This window comes from Rossellomorea sp. FM04394 (assembly GCF_041889765.1).
GTDB classification, from domain to species: Bacteria; Bacillota; Bacilli; order Bacillales; family Bacillaceae_B; genus Rossellomorea; species Rossellomorea aquimaris_B.
Genome location: NZ_CP168654.1, coordinates 260,001 through 277,085, shown reverse-complemented (window position 1 = coordinate 277,085; position 17,085 = coordinate 260,001). Strand labels below are relative to the sequence as shown.

16 protein-coding genes, 2 tRNA genes and 2 rRNA genes (1 of these 20 cut by a window edge) are annotated in these 17,085 nt (G+C 42.8%); 4 read left to right on the top strand and 16 right to left on the bottom strand.

The features are described from left to right. Positions 1-19 precede the first annotated feature (19 nt). The 3 genes from ACCB35_RS01555 to ACCB35_RS01545 all read right to left on the bottom strand — a co-directional run bounded on the left by ACCB35_RS01555 (position 20) and on the right by ACCB35_RS01545 (position 3,298). The gene (locus tag ACCB35_RS01555) at positions 20-1,489 is read right to left on the bottom strand and encodes a nicotinate phosphoribosyltransferase (RefSeq protein WP_374055471.1); all 1,470 of its coding nucleotides are present in this window, start codon (positions 1,487-1,489) and stop codon (positions 20-22) included. Positions 1,490-1,881: 392 nt separating this feature from the next. Next, complete coding sequence (locus tag ACCB35_RS01550) at positions 1,882-3,078, bottom strand: DHHA1 domain-containing protein (RefSeq protein WP_374055470.1); 1,197 nt, start codon at positions 3,076-3,078, stop codon at positions 1,882-1,884. A gap of 64 nt (positions 3,079-3,142) precedes the next feature. Beyond that, a complete protein-coding gene (locus ACCB35_RS01545) occupies positions 3,143-3,298 on the bottom strand; it encodes a hypothetical protein (RefSeq protein WP_374055469.1) in 156 nt (51 codons plus the stop codon). A 201-nt stretch (positions 3,299-3,499) separates the two neighbouring features. On the opposite strand from ACCB35_RS01545, the gene ACCB35_RS01540 reads away from it, so the two are divergent. Further along, positions 3,500-4,615 (top strand): glycoside hydrolase domain-containing protein, encoded by a 1,116-nt coding sequence (locus ACCB35_RS01540; RefSeq protein ID WP_374055468.1) that lies wholly within the window; start codon positions 3,500-3,502, stop codon positions 4,613-4,615. Between the two features lie 91 nt (positions 4,616-4,706). On the opposite strand, the gene groL is transcribed toward ACCB35_RS01540, so the two are convergent. Then, positions 4,707-6,341, bottom strand: coding sequence for a chaperonin GroEL (gene groL / locus ACCB35_RS01535; protein ID WP_034766062.1), 1,635 nt, complete (start codon positions 6,339-6,341; stop codon positions 4,707-4,709). A gap of 53 nt (positions 6,342-6,394) precedes the next feature. Next, the gene (groES, locus tag ACCB35_RS01530) at positions 6,395-6,682 is read right to left on the bottom strand and encodes a co-chaperone GroES (protein ID WP_034766060.1); all 288 of its coding nucleotides are present in this window, start codon (positions 6,680-6,682) and stop codon (positions 6,395-6,397) included. A 313-nt stretch (positions 6,683-6,995) separates the two neighbouring features. On the opposite strand from groES, the gene ACCB35_RS01525 reads away from it, so the two are divergent. Both ACCB35_RS01525 and ACCB35_RS01520 read left to right on the top strand, forming a co-directional pair. Next, positions 6,996-7,739 carry a lysostaphin resistance A-like protein gene (locus ACCB35_RS01525; RefSeq protein ID WP_374055467.1) on the top strand — a complete coding sequence of 248 codons (744 nt, stop codon included), beginning with the start codon at positions 6,996-6,998 and terminating at the stop codon, positions 7,737-7,739. Continuing rightward, positions 7,736-7,942 carry a YdiK family protein gene (locus tag ACCB35_RS01520; RefSeq protein WP_044340660.1) on the top strand — a complete coding sequence of 69 codons (207 nt, stop codon included), beginning with the start codon at positions 7,736-7,738 and terminating at the stop codon, positions 7,940-7,942. The genes ACCB35_RS01525 and ACCB35_RS01520 overlap by 4 nt, the downstream gene beginning before the upstream one ends. Before the next feature lie 15 nt (positions 7,943-7,957). Here the strand turns inward: ACCB35_RS01520 and tatC are convergent, their stop codons facing one another. Genes tatC through ACCB35_RS01505 form a run of 3 tightly spaced genes read right to left on the bottom strand, consistent with a single transcriptional unit; the run spans position 7,958 to position 9,649 of the window. Beyond that, complete coding sequence (gene tatC, locus ACCB35_RS01515; RefSeq protein ID WP_374055466.1) at positions 7,958-8,731, bottom strand: twin-arginine translocase subunit TatC; 774 nt, start codon at positions 8,729-8,731, stop codon at positions 7,958-7,960. Positions 8,732-8,746: 15 nt separating this feature from the next. After that, positions 8,747-8,917, bottom strand: coding sequence for a twin-arginine translocase TatA/TatE family subunit (locus ACCB35_RS01510; RefSeq protein ID WP_374055465.1), 171 nt, complete (start codon positions 8,915-8,917; stop codon positions 8,747-8,749). Positions 8,918-8,971: 54 nt separating this feature from the next. Then, positions 8,972-9,649 (bottom strand): redox-sensing transcriptional repressor Rex, encoded by a 678-nt coding sequence (locus ACCB35_RS01505; protein ID WP_044340657.1) that lies wholly within the window; start codon positions 9,647-9,649, stop codon positions 8,972-8,974. 190 nt (positions 9,650-9,839) lie between these two features. Here ACCB35_RS01505 and ACCB35_RS01500 point away from each other — a divergent pair, with 190 nt between their 5' ends. Beyond that, complete coding sequence (locus ACCB35_RS01500; protein ID WP_374055464.1) at positions 9,840-11,783, top strand: ABC-F family ATP-binding cassette domain-containing protein; 1,944 nt, start codon at positions 9,840-9,842, stop codon at positions 11,781-11,783. A 398-nt stretch (positions 11,784-12,181) separates the two neighbouring features. On the opposite strand, the gene tsaD is transcribed toward ACCB35_RS01500, so the two are convergent. From tsaD to ACCB35_RS01460, 8 genes are all read right to left on the bottom strand, one after another. Continuing rightward, positions 12,182-13,198, bottom strand: coding sequence for a tRNA (adenosine(37)-N6)-threonylcarbamoyltransferase complex transferase subunit TsaD (gene tsaD, locus ACCB35_RS01495; protein ID WP_374055463.1), 1,017 nt, complete (start codon positions 13,196-13,198; stop codon positions 12,182-12,184). Then, positions 13,195-13,632, bottom strand: a complete 438-nt coding sequence (gene rimI, locus ACCB35_RS01490; protein WP_374055462.1) for a ribosomal protein S18-alanine N-acetyltransferase — start codon at positions 13,630-13,632, stop codon at positions 13,195-13,197. Before rimI ends, tsaD begins: the two co-directional genes overlap by 4 nt. Positions 13,633-13,655: 23 nt before the next feature. Then, positions 13,656-14,351: a tRNA (adenosine(37)-N6)-threonylcarbamoyltransferase complex dimerization subunit type 1 TsaB gene (gene tsaB / locus ACCB35_RS01485; protein WP_374055461.1), complete on the bottom strand. Its 696-nt coding sequence runs from the start codon at positions 14,349-14,351 to the stop codon at positions 13,656-13,658. Continuing rightward, positions 14,348-14,803: a tRNA (adenosine(37)-N6)-threonylcarbamoyltransferase complex ATPase subunit type 1 TsaE gene (gene tsaE / locus ACCB35_RS01480; RefSeq protein WP_374055460.1), complete on the bottom strand. Its 456-nt coding sequence runs from the start codon at positions 14,801-14,803 to the stop codon at positions 14,348-14,350. Before tsaE ends, tsaB begins: the two co-directional genes overlap by 4 nt. 168 nt (positions 14,804-14,971) lie before the next feature. Continuing rightward, positions 14,972-15,048: transfer RNA gene (locus ACCB35_RS01475), tRNA-Asp, on the bottom strand. Between the two features lie 145 nt (positions 15,049-15,193). Next, positions 15,194-15,267 (bottom strand) — tRNA-Met (locus ACCB35_RS01470). An 85-nt stretch (positions 15,268-15,352) separates the two neighbouring features. Next, positions 15,353-15,469: ribosomal RNA gene (gene rrf, locus ACCB35_RS01465) — 5S ribosomal RNA — on the bottom strand. A 101-nt stretch (positions 15,470-15,570) separates the two neighbouring features. Next, positions 15,571-17,085: ribosomal RNA gene (locus ACCB35_RS01460) — 23S ribosomal RNA — on the bottom strand (it continues 1,420 nt past the right edge of the window).

Here is a 17,085-nt window from a genome sequence, read left to right as displayed (position 1 = left end):
TACCCATCTTTCATCGGGTTTACATCGTTTTGTTAAATTTCTCTTTTACCTCTGCCTTAACCTTTTGAATCAGATTCATTTTATTCGTCCAGCATTCTTCACTAAGATCCACGGGGTATCCCTCTGGGTTCATGGAACGTTTATACTCGTCCCACAACAGGTCGAGGTTTTCATTCACAAAGGATCTCATTGATTCAAGTGACGGAGACTCATAAACCAGCTCCCCATCTTTAAAAATATCCTGGTGAAGCTCTCTCGCTTCGAAATTGGTGATGAATTTACTGATATAGGTGTGTACAGGATGAAACATTTTCAGTCGGCTTTCATTTTGAGGATTTTCATGCTCCAAGGCAATATATTCCCCTTCTGATTTATGATTAACCGTATTGATGATACGATAAACCTTTTTAAGTCCAGGTGTTGAAACCTTCTCGGCATTACTCGATATTTTAATCGTATCTTCCATTTCCCCCGATTCATTTTCAATGGAAGCGAGTTTATATACAGCACCTAAAGCTGGTTGATCATAGGCAGTGATCAGCTTCGTCCCCACACCCCACACATCGATCCTGGCCCCTTGGGCTTTTAAATTCAGTATCGTATATTCATCCAGGTCATTTGACGCAATGATCTTTGTTTCATTAAATCCTGCTTCATCAAGCATTATACGGGCTTTCTTGGATAAGTAAGCCATATCACCGCTGTCCAAACGAATACCCTTGAAATGAATCCGGTCGCCAAGCTCTTTTGCTACCTGGATGGCCGTGGGTACACCCGATTTCAATGTATCGTAAGTATCCACTAAAAACACACAGTCCTTATGGCTCTCAGCGTATTTATGGAAGGCCTGATAATCATCCTGATAAGCCTGAACCATTGAATGGGCATGGGTACCTGATACCGGGATCCCAAATAACTTACCAGCCCGAACATTACTTGTCGCATCAAAGCCTCCAATATAAGCCGCACGCGTCCCCCAAATGGCTGCATCCAGTTCATGTGCCCGTCTCGTCCCGAACTCCATCACGACTTCATCCTGGACCACTTGCTTGATACGGTTCGCCTTCGTCGCAATCAGGGTTTGATAGTTCACGATATTCAGGATTGCCGTCTCCAGTATCTGAGCCTGAGCCAAGGGGGCCTCGACACGGATAAGAGGAACATTCCCGAACGCAATCTCCCCTTCCTGCATCGAACGGATCGTCCCCGTAAATCGTAGGTCCGCTAAATACTGAAGGAACTCCTCTTCATAACCCAATTCCCTTAAATACTCAATATCACTCTCAGAGAAATGAAACTTTTTCACATATTCAATGATCCGTTCAAGCCCGGCAAACACCGCATATCCATTCCCAAAAGGCAGTTTTCGAAAGAACACTTCAAAAACAGCCTTTCGATTATGAAAATTATCATCCCAATACGCCTTTGTCATATTAATCTGATACAAATCTGTATGTAAAGCTAAACTATCATCCGCATAGTTCGTCATGAATTTCTCTCCTTTAAGCTGTAGCCATTTCTCGAACAGTGTCTGTCTTTTTTATTTTAACCAATTTTGGGTGGGATATCGAATGTTTAGGGTTGGCGCGGGAAGGAGATCTCCATTCTTTTAAGGGATCTTATACAGTTTTTGTATTAAACAAACGTTTGATTAACCATATATGTAGCATTGGGACAAGGACTGATATGGCGTCGCTGTCAGTTCAATCTCAAAAAAACAATAGAATTCCATTTTAAACAAACGTTTGTTTAGATAGCATTCAATAATAAAAAAGATTATTTCTCTAGCTCCTTGGTTCTTTCATGTGTCATCAACAGAATGGGTGCAATGAATATTATAAAATGCCCACCCGGACATACCGGGTGGGCATTTAGCCTTTTCTATATTTGTTTTACCAGTGTTTCAAGAAGCTCTTCCTTACTCATCAGAGCCTCTCCCCCACCTTGCACAAACGACTCCTTTCCTCCGCCTTTCCCGTTAATCATAGGGAAGACCTTGTGAGCAATTTCCCTTAAGTTAACACTTGGAGACGAACCCTTCGCCGCTACGAGCTGGAGTTTTTGATCATTTTGGACAACCAATAACACAAGCATATCTTCTCTCTTAGAGACGATGTGTTGAGCGATTTTCTGGAGCTCTTGGATGGGACGCCCTGCGTACGCTTTCTTAATCAATGTATGTCCTTCTTGCAGAGTTCCTTCTCCGAGTAAACCTTCTGCTTCATATGTCAAAAGAACTTCCTTCAAACCTTCCAGTGCCCTTTCCTGGTCTTTTTGTTTTGCCATTAGCCGACCAACGGCAGGTATCATACTTTCTTCAGGAGCCTGCAATACCCCCGTCAATTCCCTTAAGAGACCATGTTTCCGGTGCAACTGCTCAAGCACCCGATTCCCACACACAAACTGCAATCGGATATGCCCTTTATGCTTTTCCCAATCGAGTATCTTAATCGCTCCGACTTCACTGGTAGAACGGGGATGGGTACCTCCGCATCCGTTATAATCAAAATCCGGGATGATCACTAAACGGATATCGTCGGTGACGGTCGGCTGTTTTCTTAATGGATAGTGGGACAATTCCGCTTCTGTTATCCATTTTGTTTCAATCAGTCTGCTCTCTTGAATGACACGGTTCGCTAATGCCTCTGCTTCCAAAGCCTCCGATTCAGTTATATCCATTACGTCCAAATCGATGGTTAACATCTCTTTCCCTAAGTGAAAACTGATTGTCTCATATTGGAAGGTTTCCACAAAAGCGGCAGATAAAATATGCTGCCCTGCGTGCTGTTGCATATGATCAAAGCGTCTGTCCCAATCGATCTGTCCATTTACGTCCCCTGAAATATCTGCAAATGGCTCTTCTATGTAATGACGGATTTCTCCGTTCACTTCTTCCACATTGAATACCCGGTGATGATTTAATGTTCCAGTATCATGGGGCTGGCCTCCGCCTGTCGGGTAGAATGCCGTTTCTTCGAGCACGACGTACCAGCCCCCCTGTTCATCCTGTCGCTGATCTTGAATCGATGTTTGAAATGTTTTAGTATAAGCATCTTGATAGTACTGCTTAATTGTCATCGTTAAAACCTCTTTCTCAACTGTTCTTCCACTACTTTATCACATCGTTGGTGGAGAGAACCATTCAGTCCTTTATATCCTTCTTCTCTATAGAAATCGGTACCGTCCCTACTTGTTCCCAGGGAATTTCCCATCTCCGTTCAAATTCCGTTTTTGCCCCCTCATCGCCGGCAATGATTCTTTCAACTAATTCCCTTAATGCCATCGTAGTATAATTCATTTCATCACCTTCTTCTTCATTTTCAATGAATGGTGGAGGAAGCTGTGTATATTATTGATCTCTTATGATACTTTTTACCTAATCCAATCACCCCTTAAACATCCATAAGGCCTACAAACTCTCTACTGGCCCACACTAATCAAATCTTTCTTCATATTATGGAGTGAAAATGACTCTTAATCTGAAAGAATAGGTGAGAATATGAGGGTAACACCAGGATATACCATTCTATTAGCGGTTCTCATTATGGCGATCTCAGGATTTATTTCCTTTTATAACATTGGTAAAAACAATAATAAAGCCAATATAATCATCACCAATACGGTTAAAAATAACATCTACGGCAGTGTTGGAAAGGTGGATACCGTCATCTCCAATCAGGTGTCGAAAGGGACAGCCAATTTGGAAAACAATATTATGAACAATGGCAAGGGAGATGGGAACGGGGAAATCAGTAGTTCTATTGAAAATGATGTTAATGGAACCTCCGGGGACTTAAAAAACAATATTACAAACTCCGTTGAAGGAGATGGAAATTACACGTTCTCAAATTCCACCCAAAACGAGCTCGGTGACGAAGCTGATATCAATGTACGGAATACGGTAGAAAATAAGGCAAGCGGGACTGATGGAGATCCACCGCCGCCGTCACCCACACCTGAAGTTGTGTGGGGTATCGATTCCGCCAGTGAAACAACGGAAAGCTTTTATGCCTGTGTAAGAGAAAACTTCGGGGACCCGACCGTTTTTGGACGCTACCTCGAGACGAGAGAGAACATATCCAGAGGGCTCACACCCCAACAGGTTTCTTTGATTCATTCAAAAGGAGACTATATCCTTCCTATCTTTAACAATTTTAACAATGCCACAGGTTTTGAAAATGGAATAAATGAAGCAAGAGAAGCAATCGGATATGCCCAGGATCTCGGGATTCCCTCTGGTGTCGCCCTATTTGCCGATATTGAACCAACCTATCCGGTAGATGCGGAATTTATCAGAGGATGGTTTGAAACGATTTCTGCCTCCCCTTATGAATCAGGGATTTATGGAATCTTCGATCCTGAAAGAGCTTTATATCAATCTTATAACGCAGCCGCTCAGAGTAATAACGCCATACTGGAAGAAAATTATATTTGGACTGCTTCACCAAATGTCGGAATCACAACTCAGGCAGAGGCACCTGAATTCAATCCCGAAGCACCGGAAGGCTCCCTGGCATTTGGATGGCAATATGGAATCGACGCAGAAACATGTAACATTGATACGAACCTTTTCGATGGTGAACTGTTAAAGGTATTATGGAAGCCTGGCTCATAACTAAAAAGACTACCTCCTATAACTAGGAAGTAGTCTTTTTACTTACTATTTATACATCGGACTGCTTCACAAGAGTGAAACGGTCGGCATTTTACATCATGCCGCCCATTCCACCCATGCCGCCCATGCCGCTCATGTCAGGCATGCCGCCGCCTTCTTCAGGAATGTCAGCAACTACCGCTTCAGTAGTCAAGAACATTGCTGCTACAGACGCTGCGTTTTGAAGCGCAGAACGAGTTACTTTCGTAGGATCTACGATACCTTTTTCGATCATGTTTACCCACTCACCAGTAGCTGCGTTGAAACCGACACCTACTTCTTCCTTCTTCAGACGTTCTACGATGATAGAACCTTCGAGTCCAGCGTTGTGAGCGATTTGACGGATCGGCTCTTCTAGAGCACGCAGCACGATGTTAATACCAGTTGCTACATCTGCATCCGCTTCGATTGATGCTACTTTGTTGTATACGTTCACAAGGGCAGTACCACCACCGGATACGATACCTTCTTCTACTGCTGCACGAGTAGAGTTCAATGCGTCTTCGATACGAAGTTTACGCTCTTTAAGCTCAGTTTCAGTTGCAGCTCCGACTTTCACGACTGCTACTCCACCTGCAAGCTTAGCAAGGCGCTCTTGTAATTTTTCTTTATCAAATTCAGAAGTGGACTCTTCTAATTGAGCACGGATTTGATTTACGCGAGCTGCGATTTTTTCCGGATCTCCAGAACCTTCAACGACAGTAGTGTTTTCTTTCGTTACCACTACTTTCGCAGCGCGGCCAAGTTGAGTGATGTTCGCAGATTTAAGATCTAATCCAAGATCCTCTGTGATCACTTCTCCACCAGTAAGTACTGCTAAGTCTTCTAGCATTGCTTTACGACGGTCACCGAAGCCAGGAGCTTTGACAGCAACAGCGTTGAATGTTCCGCGAAGTTTGTTCACAACAAGTGTTGCGAGAGCTTCACCTTCAACATCTTCAGCTACCATTAATAGTGGCTTACCTTGTTGTACGACTTGCTCAAGAACAGGAAGTACTTCTTGGATGTTGCCGATTTTCTTGTCAGTGATTAAGATATATGGATTTTCAAGAACAGCTTCCATTTTATCAGAATCAGTGACCATGTATGGAGATGCATATCCACGGTCGAACTGCATACCTTCCACTACGTCAAGTTCAGTAGTGAAACCTTTAGATTCTTCGATTGTGATGACACCGTCGTTCCCCACGCGCTCCATTGCTTCTGCAATCAGTTGACCCACTTCTTCGTCAGCCGCTGAGATTGCCGCAACTTGAGCGATTGAATCTTTACCTTCGATCGGCTTAGAGATCACTTTTAATTCTTCGATAGCAGCTTGAACCGCTTTTTCGATACCTTTACGAACGCCAACAGGGTTAGCACCGGCTGTTACGTTTTTAAGACCTTCGCGGATCATCGCTTGAGCAAGGACCGTTGCAGTCGTTGTACCATCACCTGCGATTTCATTTGTTTTGCTTGCTACTTCAGCAACCAGTTTTGCACCCATGTTTTCGAATGCATCTTCTAATTCAATTTCTTTTGCAATCGTTACACCATCATTTGTAATAAGTGGTGAACCGAACTTCTTCTCAAGTACCACGTTACGTCCTTTTGGTCCAAGAGTTACTTTTACTGCATTTGCTAATTGATCTACACCGCGAAGCATGGAACGGCGTGCTTCTTCGCTGAATTTAATATCTTTAGCCATTGATAAAGTCCTCCTCTTATTTAAATAGAATATTGTTTATATACGAAGTTTGATTATTCGCCAACTACAGCCAGAATATCGCTATCACGAAGGATCAAGTATTCTGTGCCTTGGTATTTCACTTCTGTACCAGCGTATTTAGAGAAAATGATTCGATCGCCGACAGCTACCTCAAGAGCAACGCGCTCACCGTTGTCAAGAATGCGACCAGTACCTACAGCCATCACTTTACCTTCTTGTGGCTTTTCCTTTGCGGAATCCGGTAGCACAATACCGCTTGCTGTTTTTTCTTCTGACTCAACTAGCTCGATAACGACGCGATCACCTAGTGGTTTTAACAAGTGAAACAACCTCCTTGAAATTATGTAAATGATATTTATTAGCACTCGCTTGTTGTGAGTGCTAACACAACTATTATATTAATTAATTCGTTTTCATTTTGCAAGAGTCCTGCTTAAAATTTTTTTCGTCATATTTCTCTTTTTTTCACACCCTCCTATACTATGCCTCCCCATACGTCTTTATTCTTAAATCGATTGAAGAGCAAACCCCTTAAATTTGAACACTTTCTCTTTTCTTAGTAGAATTGTACAGGAGTATGTTCAGGACGAATTATTAGTCCTTCATCTAACAGGTATTAAAGGAGATCAAACGTTGAAAAAACATTTCGGATTTATCTTAATTGCCTATATCGTAATGCAGCTTTCCAGTGTTGTCGGGATACCCCTTTTATTTAAGATTGGTGCTGATGTCCTTGCGATTCCAGAGCAGACATTACGAAATGTCGTTCCGGGATACTGGCTTGTGATCAGCTTTACATTAACTCTCCTCGTCGTCTGGGGCATTCTGAGAAAGAGCGAGACAAGCACCAATCTTGAACGTTCCGCACCAATGAATGCAGGAAGTTCAATTGTGTGGGCTATAGTGGGGATATTTATGGCGTTCATCGCTCAATCCATCGCAATACAAATTGAGTATGCGTTAGGGATCGAGATGGGATCTGAAAATACGCAAATGATTATCGGGATTATCGAAAAGGTACCGCTATCGATGATGGTCGCTGCGATCATTGGCCCTATATTAGAAGAGATTGTTTTCAGAAAGATTATCTTCGGTGTACTTTACGAGAAGATGAATTTCTTCTTCGCCGCGTTAATCAGTTCTGTTATCTTTGCCCTTGCTCATTTTGAGCCTGAGCATGTGATCTTGTACTCTGCAATGGGCTTTACGTTTGCGTTTCTATACGTCAAAACGAAGCGGATTCTGGTTCCAATATTTGCCCACGTTGCCATGAATACAACGGTCGTTCTAATGCAATCTATTTATAAGGATGAAATTGAAAAAATGATCAACGAAGCTGAACAAATACAAGGATTTATTGGAGGATTATTTCTATGAGGAGATCACCACTATTTTCAGGCGTGATCTATCTCCTTCTCGGTGTGCTCTTCACATACTTTGCTGTGCAAAATGTACAGGATGATGGTTGGGGATTTTTCACTTATATGCTCGTCTTTCTGGCAACCCTTGATTTTGGATCCGGGTTGCGGATGGTGATGCTGCATTTCAAGATCAAAAAGAAAATAGAGAATAAAAAATAAGGATTGATCATTTGATCAATCCTTATTTATATCCTCAAATTGTTCCATTTCAAGCTTTTGTTCTGCTTCTAAAACCTTCTTAAATCCGATCTTAGAGATCCAAATACTGATTTCATAAAGAAGAAGCAAAGGAACGGTTACCATTAAATGCGAGACGATGTCCGGCGGTGTAATAAAAGCCGCGACGACTAACAATATGAAGTACGCCACTTTTCTCATTTGTACCAGGAGCATCGGGGTAATAATCCCCAGGCGTGTCAGAAACAGCATTATAACCGGCAGTTGAAATAGAAAGCCGAATGGGATGGTTATTTGAAACAGGAAATGAAAGTATTCATTAATTCCAATTACTTGCTCGATATTCAGATTGGTGGATAAACCCATCATGAATTTCACGACATATGGAAACAAAATAAAATATGAAAATGACAATCCACCTAAGAAGAGAAGGACAGAAATCGGTATGTAACTGAGCGTTACCTTTCTCTCTTTCTCATATAAGCCTGGACTTACGAACGACCATACTTGATATAGAATGATGGGTGATGTCATGATGATCGCAATAAACATGATCATCTCCATATAGATTTTGAGAGGATCTGTGATCCTGAAAGCGTTCATGGTTAATTCTTTCGCTTCATCTGCGTGCTGCAAATATCGAATCAACGGCTCCGCAAGAAAAAAACTGACGATTACCGCTAACAAGAAGAAAACGACTACAAACATGAGTCGTTTTTGCAATTCTCCTATATGTTCATAGACTGTCATGTCTCTTTGACTTTGACTCATGGCGTTCATCCTACCCTACTTAGCTTTTTTACTAGTATCGTCCTCATCATCTGCTAAGCCCTTTGTTGCATTTTTAAATTCACGTAATGTATTACCAGCTGCTTTCCCTAACTCAGGCAATTTCTTTGGTCCGAAAATCAGTAAAGCAACAACCGTTATCAGTACAATACTACCTGCACCTAACATAATGAGACACCTCCTCTTTTACCATTCTATCATAACGTATATACGAATCATTTTCTATTCGGATATGATTCCATCTTGTGACATTTCCGTGTCATCCTCTGAATAATGCTTTAAGAAATATACCAGCGATTGAAGCTCAACTGCTAAATCAATATGATGCACGCGAATATGGTCCGGAACCGTCAATCTCGCAGGAGTGAAATTCAGGATCCCCTTAATATTAGAAGAAACCAATCGGTCTGTGATATTTTGAGCAGAAGATGCCGGAACCGTTAGAATGGCCACTTCAATATCATGCCCCTCAAGACGCTCTTCTAAATCATCTAAATGAAAAACGGGTACATCGCTGATTTGCGTCCCAACCTTCTTTTCATCCACTTCAAAAGCCATTTCAATCTTAGTATTATTATTTTTTATGAAATTATAATGAAGAAAAGCTGTACCGAGATTCCCTACTCCTATCAGTACAACCTTCGTAATGGCATCTTGATCTAATGTCTTACGAAAAAAGGATAAAAGGTAATTTACATTGTATCCATAACCCTTTTTCCCCAAAGCACCAAAATAAGAAAAATCTCTGCGTATCGTAGCAGAATCAACCTTCACCGCTTCACTCAATTCTTTCGATGAAACTCTCTGCTTTCCCGATGAGTACAGATTCTTAATAAAGCGATAATATAGCGGAAGGCGCTTAGCCGTTGCCTGTGGAATTTTCGTTGTATCCTGGTTCATATTGTATTCCCCCACATCTATTCAAAAACCTCTGATACCGCTTCCAAAATAGAAAGCATACAGAATTTAAAACTCTACTTCCCATCATACACTATATTTTATCCTAAGTGTACGAAGATTAATAGTCGATTTATTGCCGTTCCCCTCCATAATACGGTACACTAGCACTATGAAATAGAGGTGAAACGTCATGATTCTACTACAAGTGAATCAACTTACGAAAAACTTTGGTGCCGATAATATCCTATCAAATATTAAGCTTGAGATACAGACAAGAGATCGGGTGGCTCTCGTTGGACGCAACGGAGCAGGAAAATCGACTCTTCTAAAAATAATTGCAGGTCATCTCTCCTATGACTCCGGAGATATCACGAAACCAAAAGGGGTTTCCATTGGATACCTCGCGCAAAACACAGGCTTGGAATCAGAGCTTTCGATTTGGTCAGAAATGCTGACCGTATTCGAAGAATTACAAACTCAGGAAAAACAATTAAGACAACTTGAGAAACAAATGGCCGATCCTTCTGTTTATGAACAAGAAGATTTATATCAACGGGTATTAAAGGAATATGATGAGCTTCAAGTACGCTTCAAAGATTCCGGCGGCTATCAATATGAAGCCGATATTCGTTCTGTCCTTCATGGATTGAATTTTGCCGACTTTGATTATGAAACGAAGATCTCTACTTTAAGCGGTGGTCAGAAAACCCGTCTGGCACTTGGTAAGCTTCTATTGACCAAGCCGGACATCCTTATTCTTGATGAGCCTACCAACCACCTTGATATTGAGACTTTATCGTGGCTTGAGACGTACCTTCAAAGCTATGAAGGTGCTGTCCTGATCGTTTCCCATGATCGTTACTTCTTGGATAGCGTCGTCAATCAAGTGTATGAAATTTCACGAAATCGAAGCAAAAAATACTTGGGTAACTACAGTAAATACCTTGAACAGAAAGCAGAAGACTACGAGAAGGATCTCAAGATGTTCGAGCGCCAGCAACAGGAAGTCGCCAAACTCGAAGACTTTATCCAACGAAATATCGCCCGTGCTTCTACTACCAAAATGGCCCAAAGCCGCAGAAAAAAACTGGAACGAATGGATATAATGGATAAACCGCTGGGAGATGAGAAATCTGCCAACTTCGCTTTTCAAATTGATCGTCCAAGCGGGAATGATGTTCTTCACGTCCAAGATCTGACCATCGGATATGGTAAAGCCGAACAGATTTCATCTCACATCGATTTCTCTATAAAAAAGGGAGACAGCATCGCTCTTGTTGGTCCTAACGGTATCGGTAAGTCTACCCTATTGAAAACATTAGTGAATAAACTCCATCCTCTTGAAGGTGGGTTTAAATTTGGTTCAAATGTTTCGATTAGTTATTACGATCAAGAACAAGCTGAACTCTCTTCCAATAAGACCGTTTTAAATGAGCTGTGGGACGAGTACCCGATGAAAATGGAAAAAGAAATCAGAACCGTACTCGGAAACTTTTTATTCTCAGGGGAAGATGTCTTAAAGCCTGTTTCCACACTTAGCGGTGGAGAGAAAGCTCGACTCGCTCTCTCCAAACTTATGATGGAAAAAGGGAATGTCCTCATCCTGGACGAACCGACAAACCATCTTGACTTGGACAGTAAAGAAGTATTGGAGAATGCCTTGATTGACTATCCAGGAACGATCCTTTTTGTGTCTCATGACCGTTATTTCATCAATCGCATCGCTACAAAGGTTGTTGAACTTTCCAGGAAGGGATCAACAGAATATCTTGGCGATTATGATTATTATATAGAAAAATTGCAACAGCAGGAAGAACTGGCAGCACTCGAGCAGATGGAGCAAGGGCAACCTGTTTCACAAGGTACCATTCAAAAGCAATCTCATAAAATCGATAAAGAAGCAAAAAAACTTGAGCGTCAACGAAGAAGAAGAGTCGACGAAATTGAAAACCAAATGGAAATCCTGGAAGAAAATATTCAAGAAAAAGAAGACCTCCTTTGCGACCCGGAGATCTTTCAAGATCATGAAAAAGTCCAAGATATCAATGAAGCACTGACAAAAGAAAAAGAAGAGCTTGAATCTCTATTGGAAGAATGGACAGAACTAGAAGAACTTCTTCAAGGAGAACAATAATCCACAGGGTTGGGGATAAGTATTCAAACATCTTGCTCCCCGCCCTTTTCTTATTCCACATCATTATCCACAATCAAAATCCTAAACAACCGTTATTCACACAACTTTTCCACATTATCCACATTCAAAACCTGAATTATCCACAGTCGATTGTATGGAATAGGCTATTTTTCCCATCCCTTTTTCACATAATGTACACAACTTATACAAAGTTATTAACAACTTATCCACAAACTGTTGATAAAACGTATGTTCGTTCCTTTTTCTTTTCTTGCTACCTTTTTTGCTATAAGTTAACCACAAGATATTCACATGTTCCTCCGTCTATTAACAACTTGTAAATAACAGTTCTACAAAGAGAAAAAGCTTAAACGAAGTTAACGTTTAAGCTTTCACTATTAAAAATTCTCTATATCAAGCCCGGGATGTGCATTCATATCCATGCCGCCTCTTTTTCCTTGTTCGAATAAAACCGTTCCTGCCGCTGCAATCATAGCGGCATTATCTGTACAAAGGGATAACGGCGGGATGACCAGCTCAGCTTCTATTTCTTCAAACGCATCATTAAGAGCTCCCCGTAACCCTTTATTAGCTGCAACCCCGCCAGCCAATAACACCTGCTCGACTTTATATTCCTCCACAGCCTTAACCGTCTTCGTTACCAACACATCAATCACACTAGCCTGAAAACTGGCTGCCAGGTCTTGTGGATGAATGGTTACCCCTTTTTGCTTGGCGTTGTGCAGTGTGTTAATAACAGCCGATTTCAATCCACTAAAACTGAAATCAAATGAACCTTCCTCAAGCCATGCCCGCGGCAAATCAAGGGTAGGTTCTCCTTCTTGAGCCAGCCGATCGATATGGGGGCCACCTGGATAAGGAAGACTCAATGTTCGCGCTACCTTATCATAGGCCTCCCCGGCAGCGTCATCCCGTGTTTCTCCAATTACCTGAAACGAACCATGCTCTTTCATTAACACAAGCTCCGTATGTCCCCCGGATACAACCAAAGAAAGAAGAGGAAACTTCATCTCTTTCACTAGACGATTCGCATAGATATGCCCCGCAATATGATGGACACCCACTAACGGTTTATTGTGAGCAAAAGCAAGTGCCTTTGCTGCGTTTACCCCAATCAGAAGTGCTCCTACTAAACCAGGACCCTCCGTCACGGCCACACAATCAATCTCCTCCATCGTCATCCCGGCTTGTTGAAGCGCTTCCTCTAACACATATGTGACCTGCTCCACGTGATGACGAGAAGCAATTTCAGGTACCACTCCACCGAATCGCTTATGACTTTCAATCTGAGAGGAAACAATATTCGTCACAATCTCAGTTCCATTTTTAATAATCGCGACAGCCGTTTCATCACAGCTCGTCTCAATTCCCAGTACAAACGTATCTTTATTCATAAATTCACCCACATTACTAAAGCATCTTCTTGATTATCCGAATAATACCGCTTCCGAATTCCACCATCTTGGAACCCAAGCTTTCTGTATAAATGCTGTGCAGCTACATTGGATACTCTGACTTCAAGGGTCATCACACGAGCTCCAAACTGGGTGGCAATGCCCATGATCTTACGCATAAGACCTTCACCCAGTCCCTGTCCCCGGTATTCGGGGAGCACGGCTACATTGGTGATATGAGCCTCATCCACCACAAGCCACACTCCACAATATCCCGCAACATGGTCGCCATCCTCGACAACAAGATAGGTAGATAGATGGTTATGTTCAATCTCATTCAAGAAAGCGTCTCGACTCCAAGGAATGCTAAAAGATTTCATTTCAATGTCCATTACAGCATCTAAATCATCAACCGTCATAAATCGTATGTCCATTTTCTAACGATCCTCTATCTCTATTAAGAATTTTTTTGAGATTCCAGCCATTTCACTTCTGCTTCAGCCATTCGTATATAATTAGGGAGTACCTCATGGGCTGAAGTTTCAGGTAAACCGGCCCCTATGAAAGCGAGCTCAGAGGGACGTGGATTATGACTGATAAATGGAGCAATCTTCGCTTGATCTCCTACTATCTCTTTAATGGTGCTTTCATGAATCGTTACATCATTACCTACGAATAAGATATCTTTATTTAAATCTTTTAACGTAGTGGCCCATTTATCAAGCATTATATTACAATCTTTTTCAACACACGTAAGTTGATCGTCCTTGAATTCATACAGTCCTGTGTATACCTGACCTCTTCTTGCATCAAATAAAGGTACAATATAACCGGGAAAATATCGTCCAGACGAAGCCAGTGTGGCAAGACTTGATACGGGTATAAGAGGAATATTCAATGACCATGCCAGCGTCTTTGCTAACGTAACTCCAATGCGGACACCTGTATAAGAACCGGGTCCATTTGCTACGACAATCTTCGTTAAGTCCTTAGCCTCTATCCCACAATCCTCCATCAATTGTTCAATAGCAGGCATCGCCCTTACAGAATGATTTTTTTTTATATAGGTAATATACTCTCCAATCACCTTATCCTCTTCACTCAGGGCAACACCTAAAGGATAATTAGAGGTATCGATGGATAATATCGTCATAAAACAACCTCCTTACACAACTCTCTATATCTTTCTCCATTAGGTTTCAACACGATTCTTCTTTCAGAATCACCTTCCCTGAAAATTGATAAACCCAATAGTGCTTTCGGGAGTTGATCTTGAATCAAGTGAGCCCACTCAACGACGGTCACACCTTCCCCCTCAAAATATTCATCGAATCCCAAGTCTTCAAAGGAATCATCCAGCCGATAAACATCCATATGATAGAGAGGCAAACGCCCCCGATATTCTTTTATGATTGTGAAGGTTGGACTGTTTACGGTCTTCGAAATACCAAGGCCTTTCGCCAATCCCTTAGTAAACGTCGTTTTTCCCGCTCCAAGATCACCTTCTAATGTTAACACATCCCCAGGCTGCAGGTATGTTGCCAACTTCTCGGCAAACGCTCCAGTCTCCTCTGGACTAGTGGTTATTAACTCATACTGATTCATGTTATCTCCTCGATTGTAAATGAAGTATAAAAAACCCTTAGGATCGTCTGTTACCCTAAGGGAGAATGTATATATGTAGTTTACCCTTTTTGGGGTATATGAGTAAAGTTAATGATATAATAGGCAATAAAAAAAACGAAACAAAGGTTTCGTTTGAATAAACAAATCTGGCGGTCCGGACGGGACTCGAACCCGCGACCTCCTGCGTGACAGGCAGGCATTCTAACCAACTGAACTACCGGACCAAAGTTTTTTGCGTAAGCAAAATAACTTTCATTATTTGCGTAAGCAAAATAGGTTTCAATATCTCGCAATAGCGAAAATAACTATCCATGCGTGATTTATAAAGTATTATTGATAACCCTTTATAAAACCAAGTCAAAAATGGTATTGCGGGGACAGGATTTGAACCTGCGACCTTCGGGTTATGAGCCCGACGAGCTACCGAACTGCTCCACCCCGCGACGATAGAAATGGTACTTAAGGTGATACTTTCTATATTACTATATGCAGCTTCACAAATAAAGTGATTGTGCAAAAAAATATTTCGCCTGGCGACGTCCTACTCTCACAGGGGGAGATCCCCCAACTACCATCGGCGCTGAAGAGCTTAACTTCCGTGTTCGGCATGGGAACGGGTGTGACCTCTTCGCCATTGTCACCAGACGAATATTCAATTGAAGGGTTGTTCCTTCAAAACTAGATAAAGAATTGATGTCAAGAAAGCCGAATATCGACCAATGTTGTTCATTTAAAAATGACTCTTTGTGGTTAAGTCCTCGATCGATTAGTATCAGTCAACTCCACATGTCGCCATGCTTCCATCTCTGACCTATCTACCTAGTCATCTTCTAGGGATCTTACTCACTTACGTGATGGGAAATCTCATCTCGAGGGGGGCTTCATGCTTAGATGCTTTCAGCACTTATCCCTTCCGCACATAGCTACCCAGCGATGCCTTTGGCAAGACAACTGGTACACCAGCGGTGCGTCCATCCCGGTCCTCTCGTACTAAGGACAGCTCCTCTCAAATTTCCTGCGCCCACGACGGATAGGGACCGAACTGTCTCACGACGTTCTGAACCCAGCTCGCGTACCGCTTTAATGGGCGAACAGCCCAACCCTTGGGACCGACTACAGCCCCAGGATGCGATGAGCCGACATCGAGGTGCCAAACCTCCCCGTCGATGTGGACTCTTGGGGGAGATAAGCCTGTTATCCCCGGGGTAGCTTTTATCCGTTGAGCGATGGCCCTTCCATGCGGAACCACCGGATCACTAAGCCCGACTTTCGTCCCTGCTCGACTTGTAGGTCTCGCAGTCAAGCTCCCTTGTGCCTTTACACTCTGCGAATGATTTCCAACCATTCTGAGGGAACCTTTGGGCGCCTCCGTTACTCTTTAGGAGGCGACCGCCCCAGTCAAACTGCCCACCTGACACTGTCTCCCACCCCGATAAGGGGCGCGGGTTAGAATTTCAATACAGCCAGGGTAGTATCCCACCGATGCCTCCACCGAAGCTGGCGCTCCGGCTTCCAAGGCTCCTACCTATCCTGTACAAGCTGTACCAAAATTCAATATCAGGCTACAGTAAAGCTCCACGGGGTCTTTCCGTCCTGTCGCGGGTAACCTGCATCTTCACAGGTACTATAATTTCACCGAGTCTCTCGTTGAGACAGTGCCCAGATCGTTACGCCTTTCGTGCGGGTCGGAACTTACCCGACAAGGAATTTCGCTACCTTAGGACCGTTATAGTTACGGCCGCCGTTTACTGGGGCTTCGATTCGCACCTTCGCTTGCGCTAAGCACTCCTCTTAACCTTCCAGCACCGGGCAGGCGTCAGCCCCTATACTTCGCCTTACGGCTTCGCAGAGACCTGTGTTTTTGCTAAACAGTCGCCTGGGCCTATTCACTGCGGCTCTCTCGGGCTTGCACCCTACCAGAGCACCCCTTCTCCCGAAGTTACGGGGTCATTTTGCCGAGTTCCTTAACGAGAGTTCTCTCGCTCACCTTAGGATTCTCTCCTCGCCTACCTGTGTCGGTTTGCGGTACGGGCACCTTTTTCCTCGCTAGAGGCTTTTCTTGGCAGTGTGGAATCAGGAACTTCGCTACTATAATTCGCTCGCTATCACAGCTCAGCCTTCACGATGATGGGATTTGCCTCATCATCAGCCTAACTGCTTAGACGCACATATCCAGCAGTGCGCTTACCCTATCCTCCTGCGTCCCCCCATTGCTCAAACGGAAAAGAGGTGGTACAGGAATATCAACCTGTTGTCCATCG